This is a genomic window from Polyangium fumosum, assembly GCF_005144585.1.
GTDB classification, from domain to species: domain Bacteria; phylum Myxococcota_A; class Polyangia; order Polyangiales; family Polyangiaceae; genus Polyangium; species Polyangium fumosum.
In genome coordinates this window covers 15375-34814 of sequence record NZ_SSMQ01000063.1, presented here as the reverse complement: position 1 = coordinate 34814, position 19440 = coordinate 15375, and the positions used below count along the sequence as shown (strand labels likewise).

Here is a 19440-nt window from a genome sequence, read left to right as displayed (position 1 = left end):
CACGCGGGGTCCGGTGCGCTGCCAGGCGGAGATCGGTTCAAGCGGAACATACCAGGCGAGCGCGCGGGGCACGCGCCTTGCTAGGCCCACGGCGCGCGCGGCGATTCGAGCCGCCGCGAAAGGGGAAATCCAACATGCGCACGCCGCTGCTTCGCTTGTGCTCCGTCCCGCTCCTCGCGGTCCTCGCCACCGCCTGCTTCACGACATTCGAGGATCAACCCAGGAAGCCCGACGGAACGGCCATCCCGCCCACGCCGATGGCGCCGGATCAACAAGCCGAGCTCGACGCGCTCCTCGCCGAGGCGCAAAAATCGGCGAACATGACCGCCGCCGATTTCACGAACCAATACGCGGTCTCCTTCACGAATGGCCTCTCCTACGATCCCGCGCAGGCCGACGGCCTCCCGCTGATCCAGGCCTCCTCGCTCGGCCTCGACGCAGACGAGATGCAGAAGCTCCAGAAGAATGGCTTCGTCATCTCGGAGAAGAAAAAATTCCCCACGTTCGTGTACGGCTACGAGAGCATTTATGCGCTCGATTTGCCGCTCTACGTGTCGGCGGACTCGGTCCTCTACGCCGTCCACCGCTCCTACGACGCGATCCTGAAGGCCGTCGAGCTCGCGTCCCTCGCGCCCGAGCTGAAGACGCTGCTCGAATCGATGCGCGCCGAGCTCGCGGCCGGCGGCGGCTCCGCGCTCGGCGCCGAGGCGCGCGCGGACGCGGACCTCTTCACGGCCGTGGCGCTCTCGCTCCTCACCGACCAGGCGGTCCCGCCCGTCGCGGGCGCGAACGAGTCGAACATCGTCGCGCTCGTGGACGGCGCGAAGGCCCACCAGGGAATGGGCGAGACGCGCCTCTTCGGCAGCAATCGACTCGTGGACTACTCGCAGTTCGAGCCCCGCGGCCACTACACGGACGCGCCCGAGCTCGAGCGGTACTTCCGCGCGATGATGTGGCTCGGCCGCATCGATTTCCGCATCGTCGAGACACAAAGCGACGGCTCGCAGATCTTCCAGCGCAGGCAACTCGAAGGCGCCTACGTCCTCCACGCCCTCGCGCAAGGCGAGCAGCAGAAGCGCCACAGCCGCATCGACAACGCGATCCGCTCCTTCGTGGGCGAAAGCGATTACATGACCTTGCCCCAGCTCGACAAGCTGCTCGTGGATCTCGGCGTGGCCGACGCCGCGGGGCTCGCCGGGCTCGACGACGCGAAGATCGCCCAGACCGTGCTGCAAAAAGGCTACGGCACGCAGCGGATCTCGAGCCACATCATGATCAACGGCCTCGGGCAAGGCACGCTGCCGCTCTCGTCGAGCTTCGCGCTCTTCGGCCAGCGGTACGTGGTCGACTCGCACGTCTTCTCGAACGTGGTCTACGACCGCGTGCAGAAGGGCGCCGTCAAGCGGATGATGCCGAACCCGCTCGATGTCGGCTTCGCCGCGCTCGGCAACGATCAGGCCGGGCAACTCCTGCTCCCCGAGCTCGAACAGTTCAAGTACGCGCCGGACCTCCACATGATGCGGGTCCTCGTCGACGCGCACCCCGAATCGTTCTGGAACGACAACCTCTACAACCGCTGGCTCGTCTCGCTGCGCGAGCTCTCGCCGAACAAGACGCTCGGGGGCGACACGGCGGGCCTGCCCGGGGTCGCGAAGACGGAGGCCTGGGGCCGCAGGCTCATGAACACGCAGTTCGCGTCCTGGGCCGAGCTCCGGCACGACACGTTGCTCTACGCGAAGCAATCGTACACGGGCGGCGCCTCGTGCCAGTTCCCGGACGCGTTCGTGGACCCGTACCCGGGCTTCTATGCGCGCATCGCCGAGCTCGCCGAGCACGGCTCCGCCATGGTCGGGACCCTCGATCTCTCGGGCAGCGCCTACCTCGCCCAGCGGCTGCCGGAGTACTTCGCCACGCTGCGCGACGTCGCGCAGAAGCTCGGCGAGATGGCGAAGAACGAGCGCGAGGGCATCCCGCTCACGCAGGAGCACCTCGATTTCATCAACCAGGCCGTGAAGGTGCAGATGGGCTGCGGTGATCCGGAAGGCGCGACGGGCTGGTACGCGAACCTGTTCTTCGACAACTTCCAGAGCGTCCAGGAAGATCCGACGATCGCCGACGTGCACACGCAGCCGACCGACGAGGTCGGGAGCCCCGTCGGCCGCGTCCTGCACGTGGGGACGGGCCTGCCGCGCCTCATGGTCGTGACGGCGGACCCGTGCGGCACGCCGCGGGCCTTCGTGGGCCTGGCCTCGTCCTATTTCGAGAAGATCACGTCGAACTTCGAGCGAATGACCGACGAAGAATGGGCGCAGGGCCTCCAGGGCGCGACGCCCGCCGACGTGCCGTGGATGACGGACCTCGTCTCCCGCTGAAAAGCACAAAGCGCATGCCCTGACGTGGCCGCCCGGATTCGACGCCGGGCGGCACACGGCGGCACAGCCGGCGCGGACGACACCCGCTCACCGCGTGACGCGCGTGAACGCCCCGTGATCCTCCAGCGAAAAGCTCGTCACCACGCCACGCGCATCCACCGTGAACGTCACGAGCGACGTCCCGAGGTCCGCGTCCTCGAAGCGGGCGAGGAGCGCCCCGGGCCGAAAGGGCTCGAGCGTCGCGCGCGCCGCCTTCGCGAAGCGCAAGCCGAGCCCCCCGTCCCGAGGCTCGATCACGGCGTCGCCGAACCTCGGGGAGGCGTACACCCCTCCGAACTTCTCCATGGGCACGGGGAACGACGTCGTCTCGCGTTTGCTCTCGCGCTCCTTGCGCGCCGCTGCGCCCCGCGCCCGGCTCGCGAGCGACAAGGCGAGGCGTTTCCCGCTCCAGTCCTTCGGCGGCGCGCCGAGGTGCGCGTCGACGAGCCGGAACACCATTCCCTCGGGCAACCCCGTGAACGGGACATTCGTGAGGACCACGATGCCGAGCTTCTCCTCGGGGAGGAGCGCCATCGAGCACGAATACCCGTCGATCCCGCCCGTCCCCCAGGCGACGAGCCGGCCGCGGTAATCCTGGAGCATGAAGCCCATCCCCTGCGCGAGGAAATGGCTCTCCGGGTAGAGCTCCTTTTGCCAGGGCCGGAGGCCGACCATCGTCGTCGGCGTGAACAGCGCATCGACGACCTCCGGGGCGAGGACACGTTTGCCCTCGATCGTGCCGCGTCCGAGCAAAAGCAAGAGCCAGCGCGCGAGGTCATGTGCGCTCGTCACGAGCCCTGCCGCGGGCCCGATGTTGGTGACGTCGCGCGGCGCGATCCGCGCGAGGACGCCGTCCCGCTCGGCGTGCGGGCTCGCCCTGTTCTCGCCGCCCGGCGCGGGCGCGCCGAAGCCGCTCTCGCGCATCCCGGCTGGATCGAGCAGGCGGGAGGTCACGAGCTCTTCCCAGGTCTGCCCCGACGCGCGCGCCGCAAGCTCGCCGGCCACGGTATAAAGCACGTTGCTGTAGCTGAACTTCGCGCGGAGCGGCGCCTCCTGGCCCACTTCGCAGAGGCGCCGGATCACCTCGCCGCGGTCGAACCCGGTGCCGAGCCACAAGAGATCCGCGGACTCTTCGAGCCCGCTCCGGTGCGCGAGCGCGTCCCGGATCGAGAGCGTGGCCCCGACGTGCGGGTCCTTCACGCAAAAGCCGGGGAAATGGCGCTTGATCGGGTCGTCCCAGCCGAGCTTGCCGTCCTCCACGAGCTTGCCCACGGCCGCGGCCGTGAAGGTCTTCGTGAGCGACGCGACGGGGAAACGCGTGTGCGCGTCGACCGGCGCCGTACCGCCGAGCTCGCGTGTCCCATAGCCGCGGGCGAGCACGACGTGGCCCCCCGCCTCGTCGCCGCGCACGACGGCGATCGCCATGCCCGGCGCCTTCCAAGCTGCGAGCGTCTCCGCCGCATCCACGTCGAGGCCGGCGAGCGGGTCCACGCGCGCGGGCGAGGCCTCGACGGGCGGCGGCGGCGCGGGTTTGTCAGGCGGGAGGGGCGGCGCGGACGCGCAGGCCGACGCCAGGAGGGCGGAGACGAGGATCGCGGAGCGGCGCAACACGCCCCCGACCCTAAACCCGCCGTGGGCATGGCGATAGCCCCTTCGGCGGCTCGAACCTCACGCGATGAACTTGCCGTGGGTCGGGCCCGCCAGACGCTTGCGAGGGTCCTGGAGGGGCTCGCAGCATCCCCGCCCCACGCTCGCAAGGGCCCTCGCCTCCGGGGTTGAACCTCCCTCCCCCTTCGTGCTACCCGACCCACGCCAAGCACGGCGGAGAGAACGGAACGCATGAAGCTCGCGAGCCTACGAGGACCGGGAAGGGACGGCACGCTCATCGTCGTCCGAGGCGACGGCGCAGTCTTCACCCCAGCGCCGGCTGACATCCCCACGATGCAGGCCGCGCTCGATCGCTGGGACGAGAGCGAGGGGCGCCTGCGGGACCTCGCCGCCCGCCTCGACCGGGGCGAGATCCCCGGCGAGCCCCTCGACCTCACGAAGCTCGTATCGCCCCTGCCGCGCGCCTCCGAGTGGGTCGACGGCTCCGCGTACATCAACCACATCGTCCTCGTCCGCAAAGCCCGCGGCGCCGAGCCGCCGGAGACGCTCCGCACCGATCCGCTCGTCTACCAGGGCGGCTCCTCCGTGCTCCTCGGCCCGCGCGAGGACATCGTCCTCCACGACGCGCGCTGGGGGCTCGATTTCGAGGCCGAGGTCTGCGTGATCCTCGGCGACGTCCCGCTCGGCACCAAAAAGGAAGACGCCGGGCGCTTCGTGCGCCTGCTCTGCCTCGCGAACGACATCACCTTGCGAAACCTCGTCCCTGCCGAGCTCGCCAAGGGATTCGGCTTTTTTCAATCGAAGCCCGCCACGGCGTTCTCGCCCTTCGCGGTCACGCCCGACGAGCTCGGCGGCGCGTTTCGCGACGGCCGCGTCCATCTCCGGCTCTGCTCGACCTACAACGGCGCGCTCATCGGTGATCCCGAGGCCGGGCCCGAGATGCACTTCTCGTTCTTCGAGCTCATCGAGCACATCACGAAGACCCGCGCCTTCGGCGCCGGGACGATCCTCGGCAGCGGCACCGTCTCCAACGTCGATCGCGCGCGCGGCGTGAGTTGCCTCGCCGAGCGGCGCATGATCGAGACCATTGACGAGGGCGCGCCGAAGACCCCGTTCATGAAGCCCGGTGACACCATCGCCATCGAGATGCGGGGCGAAGACGGGCGCGACATCTTTGGCCGCATCGAGCAGAAGGTGGTCTCTCCATGAAGCTCTACGGATACTGGCGTAGCTCCTGCAGCTATCGCGCGCGGATCGCGCTTCACCTCAAAGGCGTCCCCTTCGAGTATATCCCCGTCCACCTCGTCAAGGACGGCGGCGAGCAGTTCCGGGACGACTACCGCGCGAAAAACCCGATGGCCCAGGTGCCGACGCTCGTGGTCGAGGAGGGCGGCGTCACGCATGAGCTCGGGCAATCGCTCGCGATCATCGAATGGCTGGAGGAGCGTTATCCCGAGCCGCGGCTCTTGCCGGCCGATTCGTTCCTCCGCGCGCGGACGCGGCAGCTCGCCGAGACCATCAACGCCGGCATCCAGCCCTTCCAGAACCTCTCGGTGCTCAAGCTCGTGAAGACCGAGCTCGGCGGCGACGAGCAGGCGTTCGCGCGCCGCTTCATCGAGAAGGGCCTCGCCGCATTCCAGGCGCTCGCCGAGCCCGTCCAGGGTCGATTCTCCGTGGGCGACACGCCCACGGTGGCGGACGCGTGCCTCGTGCCCCAACTTTTCGCAGCGCGGCGCTTCGGCGTGGATGTCACCACGTTCCCCTCGCTCGTGCGCATCGAGGAGCAATGCGCGTCGTTACCGGCCTTCCAGGCCGCTCATCCGGACAAGCAGATTGATGCCGTCGTCGGGGGGTCGGGGGCGTAGCTCGGCTCGTCCGAGCGTAGCCCCCGAACGTTGCATGGCTGAAGGAGACATCGAAACCATGTCGAAGGTGGAATCCATCGGGATCAAGCGCCTCGAGGCGCTTCATTATTACGTCCGCGACCTCGAGCGGAGCCGCAAGTTCTACACGGAGAAGCTCGATTTCGAGGAGATCGCCCATTCGAGCCCCGAGCTCGAGGAGGCGGCCAAGCAGCGCTCGGTCGTCTTCCGCGCGGGCGACTGCATCGTCATGTGCTCGCAGCCGCTCGGCGAGGGCGGGCGGGCGTGGCGGTACCTGCGCAAGCACCCGGACGGCGTCGGCACGCTCATCTTCGAGGTCGAGGACATCGAGCGCGCGTTCCGCCTGCTCGACGGGCGCGGCGGCACGCCGATCGACGAGATCACGCGCGTGAAGGAGGACGGCGGCGAGTTCGCCTCGTTCTCGATCACGTCGCCCTTCGGCGACACGACGTTCCGCTTCGTCGAGCGCAAGGGGTATCGCAAGCTCTTCCCGGGCGCCGTGCATTACGACACGCCGCGCGGGGGCAAGAACTCGCTCGGCTTCACGCATTTCGATCACATCACGACGAACTTCCAGACGATGGCGCCCGCGCTGCTCTGGATGGAGCACGTGCTCGGGTTCGAGCGGTTCTGGGAGATCCAGTTCCACACCGAGGACGTCAAGAAGGGCGGCGATCACGGCTCCGGCCTGCGCTCGGCCGTCATGTGGGATCCGGCCTCGGGCGTGAAGTTCGCGAACAACGAGCCGTATCGGCCGTACTTCAAGAGCTCGCAGATCAACATCTTCAACGAGGAGCACCGCGGCGACGGCGTCCAGCACGCGGCGATCGCGGTGAAGGACATCCTCACCAGCGTGAAGCACATGCGCGAGCTCGGCATCCAGTTCATGCCGACGCCGGGCTCGTATTACGACGTGCTGCCTGCGCGCCTGAAGTCGCTCGGCGTCCAGCAGATCGACGAGGACGTGAACGTGCTGCGCGACCTCGAAGTCCTCGTCGACGGCGAGGCCGAGGGCAAATACCTGCTGCAAATCTTCCTCAAGGAGTCCTCCGGGACACACGGGGATCCGCACGCCGGGCCGTTCTTCTACGAGATCATCCAGCGCAAGGGCGATCGCGGGTTTGGCGGCGGCAATTTCCGCGCGCTCTTCGAGAGCATCGAGCGGCAGCAAAAGACGGAAGGCAAGGTCGCGTGATCGAGCGCCTCGCCTTCGGGGAGCTGCCGCCGAAGCACCACACGGTGCTCCGCGACGCGAAAGGCGCGCTCCGCTGGGAGGAGTGCCTGACGCGTCGCGGGTTCGACGGGCCCTACACCATTGCGTATCACGAGCGGCGCCCGCACGAGCACCGCGTCGCGCCCGCCGAACACGGGTTCGCGCTCCCGACGCCGGCCCCGCAGCGCCCCCTGGCGAAGCGCCATTATCGTTCGACCTCGGTCCCGACGCCGAGCGGCCCGCAGATCGACGGGCGCGTCCCTCTGCTCTACAACGGCGACGTCGTCCTCGGCATCGCCCGCCCGGACGCGCCCGATCCCGTCTATTTTTCGAACGCCGACGCCGACGAGCTCTTTTACGTCTTCGAGGGCAGCGGCCTCTTGCGGACGATGCTCGGCGACCTTCGGTACGAGAAGGACGATTACATCTACGTCCCGCGGGGCCTCTTTTATCGCTTCATCCCCGACGCGGGCCTGCAATCGTGGCTTTGCATCGAGGCGATCGGCGGAATCCACATCCCCTCGAAATGGCGCAACGACGTCGGGCAGCTCCGCATGGACGCGCCGTACTGCCACCGCGACTTCAAGAAGCCGAGCTTCGTCGGACCCATGGACGAGGGGATCCGCAAGCTCGTGGTCAAGCGCGACGGCGGCTTCCATGGCTTCTCGATGGCGCATTCGCCGCTCGACGTCGTCGGCTGGGACGGCACGGTCTATCCGTTCGTCTTCCCGATCCTGAACTTCCAGCCGCGGGCGGGCCTCGTGCACCTGCCGCCCGACTGGCACGGGACCTTCGCCGCGCGCGGCGCGCTCATTTGCAGCTTCGTCCCGCGCGTCGTCGATTTCCACCCGCAGGCGATCCCCTGCCCGTACCCGCATTCGTCGTACGACTGCGACGAGTTCCTCTTTTATTGCCGCGGCAACTTCACGTCCCGCCGCGGCGTCGGACCGGGCAGCATCTCCCACCACCCGGCGGGCATCCCGCACGGCCCGCACCCGGGCTCCTACGAGGCCAGCATCGGCACGAAGGAGACGAGCGAGCTCGCGGTCATGATCGATACGTTTGATCCGCTCCTCCCGACCGAGGCCGCGCTCGGGGCGGAGGATCCGGGGTATCAGGACAGCTTCGTCGAGGGGTGAGCCCGCTCAGGGCTCGTTCCCCTCGTTTCCCTGGCGTTCTGCCTCCGGCGCGAACCGGTCGACCCCTGCATACACGTCGGTGAGCTGGATCGTACATCCGAGCGCGGGCAGCTCCACGCTCGCCTCCTCGCCCGTGCACTCCGTGAGCAACCATTGCCCCGTGGGAAGCTTCCGGTAGTGCTCGATCCGTCGTTCGTCCTGATACACGAGCACGTACTCGACGAGCGAGGGGAGCATCCGATAATGGGAGAACTTGGACGTCTGGTCGTGCCGCGCCGTCGTGGGCGAGAGGACCTCCACGAGGACCCGGGGGTTCAAGAGGTTCTCGCGGTACTTCGCGTGAAACTGCGGCGCGCCGCAGACGACCACGACGTCGGGGTAGGTGAAGAGCCCCGTCGCCTCGACGTGGACGCGTTGATCACTCGTCAGGACGGCGCACGGGCCTCCACGAAGGGCGCCGAAGAGGAGCCCGATCATGTTCGCGCAGAGCGCGTTGTGCCGCGCCGAGGCGCCGGCCATCGCCGTGATCACACCACGACAGAACTCGTGCTTGACCAGGCTCTTGCGCTCGAGCTCGATGTACTCGTCCTCGGTCACGAGGGGCATCTTGGCAGCCACGGCGTCACTCCTCCATCAGCAGGGGCCTCCTAGCCGCTACAGCCTCCCCCGAGGCCCGTCAAGCGCGCCTCGGCCCTGCTCGCTCGGCGGGGCTCGAACGGCGGGGCGCCTCGCGCTAGGATGCGGGCCGGAGGACCTTTCTCATGTCGAGCCAACCCGAGCGCGAGGATCCCTACCGCGAGCGCCTCTCTCCCGAGCAATACCGCGTCAGCCGATGCGGCGGCACCGAGCGGGCCTTCACGGGCAAGTTCTGGAACCACAAGGCCGACGGGCGCTACGTCTGCGTCTGCTGCGGCGAGCCGCTCTTCGATTCGGCCACCAAATACGACTCCGGCAGCGGCTGGCCGAGCTACTGGGCCCCGATCGCGAAGGACATCGTCAAGGAGATCGAAGACACGAGCCACGGCATGCTCCGCACCGAGGTCCGCTGCGCGAAATGCGACTCCCACCTCGGACACGTCTTCCCCGATGGCCCGCCTCCGACGGGGATGCGCTATTGCATCAATTCGGCGTCGCTGGATTTCGTGCCGCGGTAAAGGGTTGGGCCAAGCGCCCACCCCCCCGTCCCATGTCGGCACATCTGGACACAATGTGCCGACACACCTGGCACAGATCCCCACAAAGCCGCGAAATCCCAAGCTCTCCAGCCTGGCCCGGAACGTGCTCATGTCGCGGGCATGAACCTCAAGCGCCTTCCTTTCGTTCTCCTCCCCATCCTCCTCGCCGCCTGCGGCAACTACGTCGTCCAAGGTGGCAGCAATGAAAAAAACGCCGGCCAAGGCACCGGCGGCCAGGGCGGCACCGGCGGTGCCGGCGGTGCCGGCGGCAGCACCTCCAGCGGCGACGACACCCCCGATCCGGCGCAGCCCGCGGTCGCCCTCACCCGCGCGCAGCTCGAAGTTCTTTGGGACGAATACTGGGCCAACCAGGATCCGACCGGCGGCACCTCCGTCAGCTCGGGCGCCGAGCCGGAGCTGAATCCGGACGACCTCTTCCTTCGCATCTCCGACCTCGGCACCTCCTGCGGCTCTCCCACCACGGACCTGACCTGCGGCGGTCATTTTCAGCTCAGCATCGCGCTCCCCCCGGCGCTGCAGCAGGTCGGCGTCTACGACCTCGAGAGCCCGGAGCTTTTGGCGTACAGCCACATGTCCGAGACCGGCGACATGAACTCGCCGAACCCCGAGGATTGCCCGTGGGGCGGCGGGTCGATCGGCGCGGGCACGCTGGAAATCCTCTCGATCGACGACACCGAGGTGCGTTTCCGGGTCGAGCTCACGGGCCCGCTCTGGGCTGCCAATCCCAACGGCGAATACACCGCGCCGCGCTGCCCCGTCTCTCCCTGAAGCCCTCTGCCTTGCACGGCACGACCCCGGCGCGGTAGATCCTGCGGATGCACCCCCGCGCTCTCCTCCTCGTGGTTCCCCTCGCCGCGCTCCTCACCGGCTGCGGCTCCGACGAGCTCCCGACGTCGGATCCCCTCCCCGCTCCGGAGGTCGTCCCCATCGCCGAAGCCCGCGCCCTGCCCGTGGATGAATACACGCAGATCGAGGGGTTCGTCAGCGTCCCGGCGGGCACGTTCGTCACGGCCACGGGGGACTTCGGATTCGCGATCCAGGACGATACCGGCGGCATTTATGTCAGCCTCTACGAGGAGCTGAAGATCCTCATCGGGGCGAAGATCCGCGTCATCGGCAAAATCGCGCAGGTCTCCAAGCAGACCGTGCTCGTCACGAATGTCACCGGCCCCGAGCTCCTGCAGGGAATCGAGGCCGTCACGCCGAAGGACGTCGCGACGGGCGAGGTGAACGAATCGACCGAGGGCCTGCTCGTCCGCGTGAAGGGCATCGTGTCGAATCCCATCGTCGAGGACAAACCCTATGGGATCAAGGCGTACGTAGACGACGGCTCCGGCGAGGTCGAGATTTACGTGTGCTTTGCGGGCGACAAACCCCTCATCGATACGACGAAGCTCACGAAGGGCACCGCCGTGGAGATCACGGGGTTTGCCCAGCAATACCTCGACAGGTACGAGATTGCCCCGCGCGGCGCGGTGGATCTCGTGATCGTGCCGCCGCCCTCTCCCTGAGGCTCAGGCGTCGCGGTTCACCGTCGCGGGCGAGAAGGCCGGCAGGCAGACCGCGATGTACTCCGCGCCCTCGTCGCCGGGCGTGCTGTAGCGGACCCATTCTCCCTTGTGCGTGATGATCGCCTGCCCTTCGCGCACGTCGACCGCTCCTCCCTCGTATTCGACGTGCAGCGACCCGCGCAGCACGACCGTGAACTCGTCGAACGCCGGCCGCTGGCCGGGCTCCACCCAGCCTCCGGGGCTCCGCATGTGGGCCACGCTCGCGCCCTCGGTCCGCGTGTTGATGCGCCCCACGTACTCGTCGATGAGCTTCGGCTTGTTCCCGGCCGCCTCGATGCGGCTCGGCTTCTCGATGAAGGTCGGCATACGAGGGGCGTAAACCGAGACGCACATCCGCGTCAATCCCTTCGCGACGACGTGAGAGGGGGAACCACGCTCACGCCACGCGTTTGGCGCAGTACAATTACCTAGTAAAATTGAACACATAGGAGCGTTCGTGGATACGCCGATACCGTGCGACCCTGATTGCCGCAGGGACGGGATTGGGGCATGGGGGAGGTCGCGTGGCGCCCGGCGCGGATGCGGCGCAACGCAAAGAGGTCCTCATGAAAAGCAAGACCAGGTTCGATCGCCGTCGCTTCCTCGAGCTCCTGTCTGCGGCCGGCGTCGCCGTGTACCTGCCGGGCTGCGGGTCGGACGACGGGCAACCGCCGGCGAATCCGCCTGCATCGACGAAAAAGGCGCTCGTCCTCGGCGGCGGTCTCGCCGGGCTCTCGGCGGCGTACGAGCTTCAAAAGAAGGGATGGGACGTCACCGTGCTGGAGGCGCAAGCCCACGCCGGCGGCCGTGTCCTGACCCAGCGCGATGGCTTCGAGAACGGCCAGTATGCCGAGCTCGGGGCGACGCGTATTCCCGACGTGCACGATCACACGATCGCCTACGTCGAGGAGCTCGGCCTGAAGCTCGAAGAGTTCCCGGGCGGGACGCCGCTGTATTACCTGGGGGGCCAACGCTTCGTTCACACGGAGGGCACGCCCTGGCCGCTCGCGGGCCTCTCGCCCGAGGAGGCCATGGAAGGCCTCGGCATGTGGTCGACGTACATCGCGGCCAATTTCGAGGCGTTCGGCAATCCCCGAGACGGGAGCTTCCCGCGCGAGGGCATCCTCGAGCAATACGACAAAATGGTCATGACCGATTTCCTCAAGGAAAAGGGCGCGACCGAGGCGTGGCTCCCGCTCTACGTGTCGGACAACGGCACCGAGGTCTACAAGATCGGCTGCCTCGCGTGGATGGCGCTCGAGGTCGCGGACCAGGACTGGGACCTCACCTACCACGTCCAGGGCGGCAACGATCAGATCGCGCAGAAGCTCGCCGAGAAGCTCGACGGCAAGGTGAAGTTCGAGCGGGTCGTGAAATCGATCACGCAGGACGACACGAAGGTCACGGTCACGGTCGACGCAAAGGGTACGTCGGAGACGTACGAGGCCGATTACCTCGTCTGCACGATCCCCTTCAAGCCGCTGCGCGACGTCGCGTTCTCGCCTGCGCTGCCGGACGACAAGCAGAAGGCGATGGACGAGGTCCACATGATGACGGCGTCGCGCGCCATGTTTCAGACGAAGACGCGATTCTGGAAGAACGATCCGCTCGGCGAGCTCGGCGGGCTCAAGCTCGCGAAGACGGACACGAAGGCCGAGCGCGTCTGGGATCTGAGCGCGACCCAGCCTGGCGACACGGGCCTCCTGCTCGCGTACATGCAAGACGAGAATGCCGACGACTTCGCGGCCCTCGCCGCGCCCGAGCGCGAGGCGTACATCCAGGCCGAGATGGCGAAGTTCTTCCCGGACATCGAGGCCGAGAAGCTCTCGTTCCACATGAAGGTCTGGGCCGAGGATCCGTGGTCGCAGGGCGCGTGGACGGAGATCCTGCCGAACCAGTGGTGGATGATGGCGGTGATCCCGCGGTCGGAGGGCCGGATCCATTTCGCCGGCGAGCACACCTCGATCTGGGCCGGCTGGATGCAGGGCGCGATCGAGAGCGGCAAACGCGCCGCGGACGAGATCCTGCAGAAGGCTTGATCGCCCACCCCGGAAAAACGCGAAGCCCGCTCGCGCCTTCCAGCACGAGCGGGCTTTCGTCTCCAGGGGTATTTCTCAGGCGTCGCGAGCGGCTCGAGGCTAGGAAGGCCGAGCGAGGCGTACTCTGTACGTCGAGCGAGGCCGACCGACGCATCGAGCCGCGCAGCAGCCTGGGGAATACACCTCTCAGCCTTCGATGATGTAGTACGCCTTCTCGGGCTTGTGCGTCTTGTAGCGGCGCTTCGCCGGCTCGCCCGACCACTGATCGACGACCTCGATCGTGTTGCCGAACTGGCCGAGGTAGATCGCCGCGTGGTTGCCGCGCGCGCGGCTCATGTAACGACCGTCCTCCCAGCCGCACGCGATCGCCGTGCCGGGCAGGATCGCCGCGTTGCCGAGCACGAGAGCGCCCTTCTTCCACGCCGAGGTGTGGGGCGCGCCGCAGGCGAACTTGACGAGCGCGACGCACTGCTCGCTCTCGCCGTAATGCCTGCCTTCGTAAAGCTCCGGGGTGTTCGTGCGATACGCCATGAAGGGCTCCTCTCTTGAGTTTGTGGTGGCGCTACATGGCGCCACGGAACTTGAAAAGGTTACAGGCGATCAAAGCCGACCCACAAGCCGCACGCGCACCTCGGCAACGATTTATTCGTTAGGCATCTAACGCCGACACGACTTCGACAAGGTGCGTTATGCTTTTCGACACGCTTGGGACCACGCTCGCGGCATGATTCCAGCCGGACCATCAATCATGTTGCCTGACATCGAGACCCATCGGAAACACGGCGTACGATATTTTCCCGGCCGCATCGTTTGCCCGCTCGCGGGCGTCGGCAGACGTGGCGCGAACGAGAGCAACCGGCTCGCGCTGGAGAACGACGACACCGAGGTGACGATCGATCGGCGCGCGCAACGCATCACGGTGAAGAACACGCGCCGATACCCGGAAAAGACGCTGATCGCCGATCTCGAGTTCCTCGCCGACGGCACGACGACGACGGGCGCGCGCACGCCGATCGCGATCCACCTCGAAATCTTCAAGAAAGGCGACGCGCTGTCGCTCGATCTGCACCGGCACCTGCGCACACAGGAGCCGCTCGCGGACGCCGATTTCGAGCCCTTCGACGTCGTCGTCGAGGGAGGGCCGCGGCCCGAGACGGTCTACACGGAAGAACGCGCGCGCGCGCTCGTGCGTGCACCTTCGATCGCGCACCGCGTGGTGAAGGCGTTCATGGCCATGCGCGACAACACGCGCGGCTCGTTTCAGGATCCGCACCGGAAAGGCTATCGCGTCGCGGATCTCTCGCTCGGCTTCGGCGCGCTCGGGCTCGCCTGGATGCTCGTGCGCGCGGAGCTGCGATCGCTCGATGGAGCAAACGCCGACCTCATCCGCCAAGGCTCCGTCGCCGCGATGCTACGCGAGGGCGCGTGGGAGCTCTCGCTCACGGCCCTCTCGGACAAACTCTCGTCGATCGTGCAACGGGATCTGTTCCTGTTCGGGCTCGATCGCGAGCCGCTGCTCGAACCCGTGATGACGCGCGGGCTTTGCGCGGGCGAGACGCTCGCGTTTCGTTTCCAGAAAGGCGAAGGCGAGATCGGGCTCGGCGGCAAGAGTGCCAAGATGGACGGCGCGATCGACGTCGCGCGGGCCTACCTCGAGTATCACCTGCTCGGCGGTCTGCTCTGCGAGCACGCCGAACGCCCCCAGGGGCCGCGCGGCTGATGGAGCGCGAGGGGGCGCGCATCCACGCGCTCGACGGCGCGCGCGCCTTCGCCACGGCGCTCGTCGTCCTCTTGCACGGCCTGCTCTCGTTCCTGGAGACGCCGATCGGCTGGGCGATCAAGGATCGGTCGACGCACCTCGCCGCGGACTTCGTGGTGTGGGTGGGCCGCGCGTTCCTGATGCCGGTCTTTTTCCTCCTCTCCGGCATGGTCTCGCGCGGCATCGTCACGCGCCGGGGCCTCCGGGGGTTTGCCCGGGAGCGTGCCACGCGGGTGCTCGTGCCGTTGCTCCTCGCGCTCGTGCCGGTCTCGGCGGCGATGAACGCGCTCTGGGACCACGGACGAACCCTCGAAGGCCGCGCCGCGGTGGGCAGCCAGGTGCCCGCGCTGCATGCCTCCGAGCTCCCCGTCACGCTCGCGCACCTCTGGTTCCTCTACTACCTGCTCCTGCTCTCGACGCTCGCCGCCGTCCTGCCCCGTCGCCCCGCGCGCGCGCCCCTCGCCTTGCCCGCGATCGCGATCGCCGCCGTGTCGGTCGTCCTGCTCGTCGCGGGCAAGCTCCAGCTCGACACGCCGCTCTCGTTCCTCGTCGAACCGCAGATCGCAGCTTACTTCGCCGTATTTTTCGCGTGGGGGTGGCTGCTCGATCCCGAAGGCCTCGCGGCGTATACGCGCAGGCTCCCGTGGCTCGTGGGGCTCGCGCTCGTGCTGCTCGCCGCGCTCGTCCCCCCGCTCCTCGCGAGCACGGCGGCGGGCGCCCCTGCGCGCGCGCCCGCGTGGGCGCTCGTCACGAGCGCGGCGTTCTCGTGCCTCACCGTCGCGGTTTTTCTCGGCACGTGCGGCCGGCTCGTCACCCGCGCGCGCCCGCTCGTCCGCTTGCTCGCCGATGCGTCGTACTTCGTGTACGTCACGCACCTGCCGATCGTCGTCCTCCTCCAGATCGCCGCCGCACGCCTCGCGTGGCCGGGTCCCTTGAAGTACGCGGGCGTCGTCACGCTCACGACGGCCGTTTGCCTCGGCGCCTTCCTGCTCCTCAGAGCCGCCCGTCGCGCATCTCCACGGTCCGCCCCGCGCGCGCCGCGATCCGCAGATCGTGCGTGACCACGAGCAGCGCCGCGCCGAGGGCCGAGGCCGCGGCGAGCGCCTCCATCACGACGTCGGCCGATGCGCTGTCGAGGCTGCCCGTCGGCTCGTCTGCGAGCACGAGGCGCGGGCGGTTCACGAGCGCGCGGGCGATGGCCACGCGTTGCGCCTCGCCCACGGAGAGCTCCGAGGCGGGCGCGTCGCGGCGCGCGGCGAGGCCGAACCGTTCGAGCAGCGCGTCCGCCGCGCGCTCGGCCTCGCGGCGCGACGAGCCGAGCCGCCACGCGGGCAGCGCCACGTTCTCCCGCGCGCTCAGCGCCTCGACGAGGTTGTTCTGTTGAAACACGAACCCGATCCACGCGAGCCGCACCTCGGCGCGCACTGCATCGTCGAGGGACCAGGCGTCGTGACCAGCGAGGACGACACGCCCGGCGCTCGGTCGATCGAGCAAGCCGATCATCTGGAGCAAGGTCGTCTTGCCGCAGCCGCTCGGGCCCACGAGCGCGACGGCTTCGGCCTCGTCGAGGTCGAGCGAGGCGCCGCGGACGACGTCATGCGCGCCGAGACGGCGCACGAGGCTCTCGCAACGAAGAACCTTCGGCATCAGTCGATCCTTCGGAGAACCCGCGCCGGGTCGGTGCGGGCCGCGCGCCAGGCCGGGACGCTGCCGGCGAGCAACGTCGTCGCGAGGACGGCGAGGCAAGGGCCGGCGAGCACGGCCGCCGTGACGACGGGGCGGACGACGAGCGCCTCCCACGAGAAGATCGGGTAGGCGTCGAAGTAGAGCAACATGCCGTAGCCGAGCGCCGCGCCCGCGCTGAGCCCGGCGAGCGCGACGACGAGGGTCTGCAGGAGGAAGAGCCCGAAGATCTCACGGCGGGAGAAGCCGAGCGCCGCGAGGATGCCGATCTCGCGGCGGCGGCCGAGGACGTGGATGTGGAAGAGGGCCCAGACCGGGATGCTGATCGCCGCGACGACCATCGCGTACGAGACGGCGTTGATGGTGCGGTTCGCGGCGAGGTAGTTCGTGACGTAGGGGTCGTCCTCCTTCCAGCCGACGGCGCGGGCCTCGGGGAGGCGGGCTTCGAGGCGCGGGGCGAGGTCCGAGGCGGCGAAGTGGTCGTCGAGGTGGACGTGGATGGCGGAGGCGGCGGCCCGGGCGCCGGTCTTCTCGGCGAGGGAGGCGCGGTCGAGGAAGGCGCTGCGGTAGGCGCCGGCGCTGCCCGAGACGAGGCCCCGCACGGTCATGACGGTCGCGCCCACGGCCTCGCCGGCGCCGCCGGGCGGGCCGCCCACGGCCTCGCCGGCGCCGCCGGGCGGGCCGCCGAGGATGATCCGCAGGTCGACGGCGTCGCCGACCTTCACGCCGAGCCGGTTCGCGAGCGACGTGCCGAGCAGGACCCCGTTCGCATCGCCGGGCGCGGGGAGCGCGCCGCTCGTCAAGTGAAAGGGCCGCAGCGCGGGCTCCCCGGGGAAGTCGTAGCCGTAGACGAGCGCATTCTGGAACCGGCCGCCCTTGCCGACCGCGCCAGGCAGGACGAGGACGGGCACGGCGGCGCGGACGGACGCGCCTAGGGCCTCGGACACCCGCGCGGCCGCGGCGGCGCCGTCCTCGAAGTGCCGCTTCTCCCGCGGCTCGACGCGCACGTCACCGCCCCCGTGCCGCAGCTCCTCTTCGAGCAGCGCCTCGGAGAAGCCGGCGAGGTTCGCCGTATTGGGAATCTGAAACCCCGCGCCCGCGGCGACCGAGAGGACGAGCAGGGCGAACGTGAAGCGGCTCCCGAGCAGGCTCTTCCGGGCGAGAAAGAGGAGCGGCCCGAGGCGAGAGCGCGAACGCGGGAGCGGGGCTGCCTCCATGCGCGGGGCATCGTCTCCGGGGCGTGGGCTCGTTGTCAATGCGCGTCAGGCCCCTTCGAGCAGCCGCACGTGAATCGACGGCGCCCTCCGCGGCACGTTTTGCTCCAGCACCTCCCCCAGACGCAAAAGGAGGTGCTCTTCCCAGGGACGCCCGAGGAGCTGAATGCCGATCGGATGCCCGCTCGCGCCATACCCGCCGGGCACGCTGAGCGCGGGGTTGCCCGTGAGGTTCGCCGGATATACGAACCGCATGAGCCCGCTCGTCACCTCCAGGTTGCTCTCGCCGCGCGGAAACACGTCGTCCGCGATGCGCGGCGCCGTGAGCGCGGTCGTCGGCGTGACGATCACGTCCACCGCCTGGAACACCCGGGCGAGGTGCTCGGAGAAACGCGTCCGCACCTTCTGCGCTTGCACGTAATCGATGCCCGCGATCGCCCGCCCCATCGCCAGGTTGATCCGCACGCCGAGCCCGAACGATTTCCGGTGCTCGGCGTCGAGCCGCGCCATGCCCGAGGCCATTTCGCAGAGAATGGTGACGCCCTGCGCCACGCGCGCACGCTCGAGCTCGGGGATCTCCACCTCGACGATCTGCGCGCCCCGGGAGCGGAAGAGCTCGATCGCGCCCTCCGCGGCGCGGACGATCTCGGGCGTGGCGTGCTCGAACCAGGGGCGATACACGCCGATGCGCACGCCTTCGATGTCCTCACGGCCGAGGCCGTCGAGGTGAACCGGCGGCTGATGGAGCGAATTCGGATCTTTTGCGTCGGGGCCGGCCATGAGGGCATACGCGAGGGCGACGTCCCGCACCGTGGCGCCGAGCGGGCCGACGTGGCCGACGCTGGCGCAGAGCGGATAAGCGCCGTGCTCGCTGATGCGGCTCCACGTGGCCTTGAGCCCGACGATGCCGCAGAGCGCGGCGGGAATGCGGATCGAGCCGCCGCCGTCGGCGCCGATCGAGATCGGGCAAAACCCGGCCGCGACGCTGGCGGCCGATCCGCTCGACGAGCCGCCCGTGTAATGCCCCGGCGCATACGGGTTCGTCGGCGTCCCGTGGTGCGCATTGAAGCCCGAGGTATCGATCCCGATCTCGTGCATGTTGACCTTGCCGAGGATCAACGCGCCGGCCTCGCGCAGGCGGCGGACCGTGGTGGCGTCCTCGGTCGGCCGGAGCTTCAAGAACCGCGTGCCGACGGTGGTCGAATACCCTTCCACGTCGAGCTCGTCCTTCACGGACACGGGCACGCCGTCGAGCGGGCCGAGGGGCGCGCCTTTCCGATAGCGCTCGCGGCTCTCGCGCGCCGCGGCGAGCAGGCGATCGGTGTTTCGCTCGATGAACACCCGGAGCGCACGCTCGCCGGTGTCGAGACGCGGAGCCACCGCGAGGAAACGCTCGGCGACCTCCACCGGATCGGTTTGCCCCTCGCGGTAGGCGGCGACGAAGTCCACGGCCGACTCGAAGGCGAACCCCGGGGTCTTTCGGGCGGAGCGCGCGAGGCCTTCGAGGTCGACGGGCGGCGCGGCCGCGGCCGAGAAGCTCGCGGGGCGCGGCAGGGTCGGCGCGACGGAGGGCGCCTCGGGGAGGAGCGAGTACCGGAGCTCCAGGATGCCGAGGTCCTTCAGGAGCTTCTGCCCGAGGAGGTGCCCCGTGGCCGGGTTTTCGAGGGCGAGCGCTGCGGCTTCGAGCGCGAGGCCCGTCATGCGGGGGGCATGGGCGGTCTTGAGATCGTACGTCATGGCGGAAC

18 protein-coding genes are annotated in these 19440 nt (G+C 68.8%); 11 read left to right on the top strand and 7 right to left on the bottom strand.

The window, feature by feature from the left end:
• The first annotated feature begins 134 nt into the window (after window positions 1-134).
• Window positions 135-2372, top strand: coding sequence for a DUF3160 domain-containing protein (locus E8A74_RS39950; protein ID WP_136934369.1), 2238 nt, complete (start codon window positions 135-137; stop codon window positions 2370-2372).
• Window positions 2373-2459: 87 nt separating this feature from the next.
• Here the strand turns inward: E8A74_RS39950 and E8A74_RS39945 are convergent, their stop codons facing one another.
• Window positions 2460-4022, bottom strand: a complete 1563-nt coding sequence (locus tag E8A74_RS39945; protein ID WP_136934368.1) for a serine hydrolase — start codon at window positions 4020-4022, stop codon at window positions 2460-2462.
• A 228-nt stretch (window positions 4023-4250) separates the two neighbouring features.
• Between E8A74_RS39945 and E8A74_RS39940 the strand changes: the two genes are divergently transcribed.
• The 4 genes from E8A74_RS39940 to E8A74_RS39925 are packed head-to-tail and all read left to right on the top strand — an operon-like array spanning window position 4251 to window position 8254.
• Window positions 4251-5228, top strand: a complete 978-nt coding sequence (locus E8A74_RS39940; protein WP_136934367.1) for a fumarylacetoacetate hydrolase family protein — start codon at window positions 4251-4253, stop codon at window positions 5226-5228.
• Window positions 5225-5884, top strand: coding sequence for a maleylacetoacetate isomerase (gene maiA / locus E8A74_RS39935; protein WP_136934366.1), 660 nt, complete (start codon window positions 5225-5227; stop codon window positions 5882-5884). Before E8A74_RS39940 ends, maiA begins: the two co-directional genes overlap by 4 nt.
• 58 nt (window positions 5885-5942) lie before the next feature.
• Window positions 5943-7097: a 4-hydroxyphenylpyruvate dioxygenase family protein gene (locus E8A74_RS39930; protein WP_136934365.1), complete on the top strand. Its 1155-nt coding sequence runs from the start codon at window positions 5943-5945 to the stop codon at window positions 7095-7097.
• The gene (locus E8A74_RS39925) at window positions 7094-8254 is read left to right on the top strand and encodes a homogentisate 1,2-dioxygenase (RefSeq protein ID WP_136934364.1); all 1161 of its coding nucleotides are present in this window, start codon (window positions 7094-7096) and stop codon (window positions 8252-8254) included. Before E8A74_RS39930 ends, E8A74_RS39925 begins: the two co-directional genes overlap by 4 nt.
• 6 nt (window positions 8255-8260) lie before the next feature.
• Here the strand turns inward: E8A74_RS39925 and E8A74_RS39920 are convergent, their stop codons facing one another.
• Complete coding sequence (locus E8A74_RS39920; RefSeq protein WP_211365563.1) at window positions 8261-8872, bottom strand: Uma2 family endonuclease; 612 nt, start codon at window positions 8870-8872, stop codon at window positions 8261-8263.
• Between the two features lie 143 nt (window positions 8873-9015).
• On the opposite strand from E8A74_RS39920, the gene msrB reads away from it, so the two are divergent.
• The 3 genes from msrB (at window position 9016) to E8A74_RS39905 (ending at window position 10961) form a co-directional block, all read left to right on the top strand.
• Window positions 9016-9408: a peptide-methionine (R)-S-oxide reductase MsrB gene (gene msrB / locus E8A74_RS39915; protein WP_136934363.1), complete on the top strand. Its 393-nt coding sequence runs from the start codon at window positions 9016-9018 to the stop codon at window positions 9406-9408.
• A gap of 141 nt (window positions 9409-9549) precedes the next feature.
• Window positions 9550-10218: a hypothetical protein gene (locus E8A74_RS39910; protein ID WP_136934362.1), complete on the top strand. Its 669-nt coding sequence runs from the start codon at window positions 9550-9552 to the stop codon at window positions 10216-10218.
• A gap of 47 nt (window positions 10219-10265) precedes the next feature.
• Entirely contained in the window at window positions 10266-10961 is a 696-nt protein-coding gene (locus E8A74_RS39905) for a DNA-binding protein (RefSeq protein WP_232379956.1), read from the top strand.
• 3 nt (window positions 10962-10964) lie between these two features.
• Here the strand turns inward: E8A74_RS39905 and E8A74_RS39900 are convergent, their stop codons facing one another.
• On the bottom strand, window positions 10965-11327 hold the full coding sequence (locus E8A74_RS39900) for a cupin domain-containing protein (protein WP_136934361.1): 363 nt from the start codon (window positions 11325-11327) through the stop codon (window positions 10965-10967).
• 239 nt (window positions 11328-11566) lie between these two features.
• Here E8A74_RS39900 and E8A74_RS39895 point away from each other — a divergent pair, with 239 nt between their 5' ends.
• Window positions 11567-13039, top strand: a complete 1473-nt coding sequence (locus E8A74_RS39895) for a flavin monoamine oxidase family protein (RefSeq protein ID WP_136934360.1) — start codon at window positions 11567-11569, stop codon at window positions 13037-13039.
• 186 nt (window positions 13040-13225) lie between these two features.
• Here the strand turns inward: E8A74_RS39895 and E8A74_RS39890 are convergent, their stop codons facing one another.
• Window positions 13226-13570, bottom strand: a complete 345-nt coding sequence (locus E8A74_RS39890) for a BPSL0067 family protein (protein WP_136934359.1) — start codon at window positions 13568-13570, stop codon at window positions 13226-13228.
• A 217-nt stretch (window positions 13571-13787) separates the two neighbouring features.
• Between E8A74_RS39890 and E8A74_RS39885 the strand changes: the two genes are divergently transcribed.
• Both E8A74_RS39885 and E8A74_RS39880 read left to right on the top strand, forming a co-directional pair.
• Window positions 13788-14759, top strand: coding sequence for a hypothetical protein (locus E8A74_RS39885; protein WP_136934358.1), 972 nt, complete (start codon window positions 13788-13790; stop codon window positions 14757-14759).
• Entirely contained in the window at window positions 14759-15859 is a 1101-nt protein-coding gene (locus E8A74_RS39880) for an acyltransferase family protein (protein ID WP_136934357.1), read from the top strand. The genes E8A74_RS39885 and E8A74_RS39880 overlap by 1 nt, the downstream gene beginning before the upstream one ends.
• Here E8A74_RS39880 and E8A74_RS39875 read toward each other — a convergent pair.
• From E8A74_RS39875 to E8A74_RS39865, 3 genes are read right to left on the bottom strand one after another with little or no spacing between them, the layout of a single operon-like run.
• On the bottom strand, window positions 15792-16445 hold the full coding sequence (locus E8A74_RS39875; RefSeq protein WP_136934356.1) for an ABC transporter ATP-binding protein: 654 nt from the start codon (window positions 16443-16445) through the stop codon (window positions 15792-15794). The two genes, E8A74_RS39880 and E8A74_RS39875, sit on opposite strands and share 68 nt — an antisense overlap.
• Window positions 16445-17698 carry an ABC transporter permease gene (locus E8A74_RS39870; protein ID WP_136934355.1) on the bottom strand — a complete coding sequence of 418 codons (1254 nt, stop codon included), beginning with the start codon at window positions 17696-17698 and terminating at the stop codon, window positions 16445-16447. Before E8A74_RS39870 ends, E8A74_RS39875 begins: the two co-directional genes overlap by 1 nt.
• A 45-nt stretch (window positions 17699-17743) precedes the next feature.
• Window positions 17744-19432 (bottom strand): amidase, encoded by a 1689-nt coding sequence (locus E8A74_RS39865; RefSeq protein ID WP_136934354.1) that lies wholly within the window; start codon window positions 19430-19432, stop codon window positions 17744-17746.
• Between the last annotated feature and the right edge of the window lie 8 nt (window positions 19433-19440).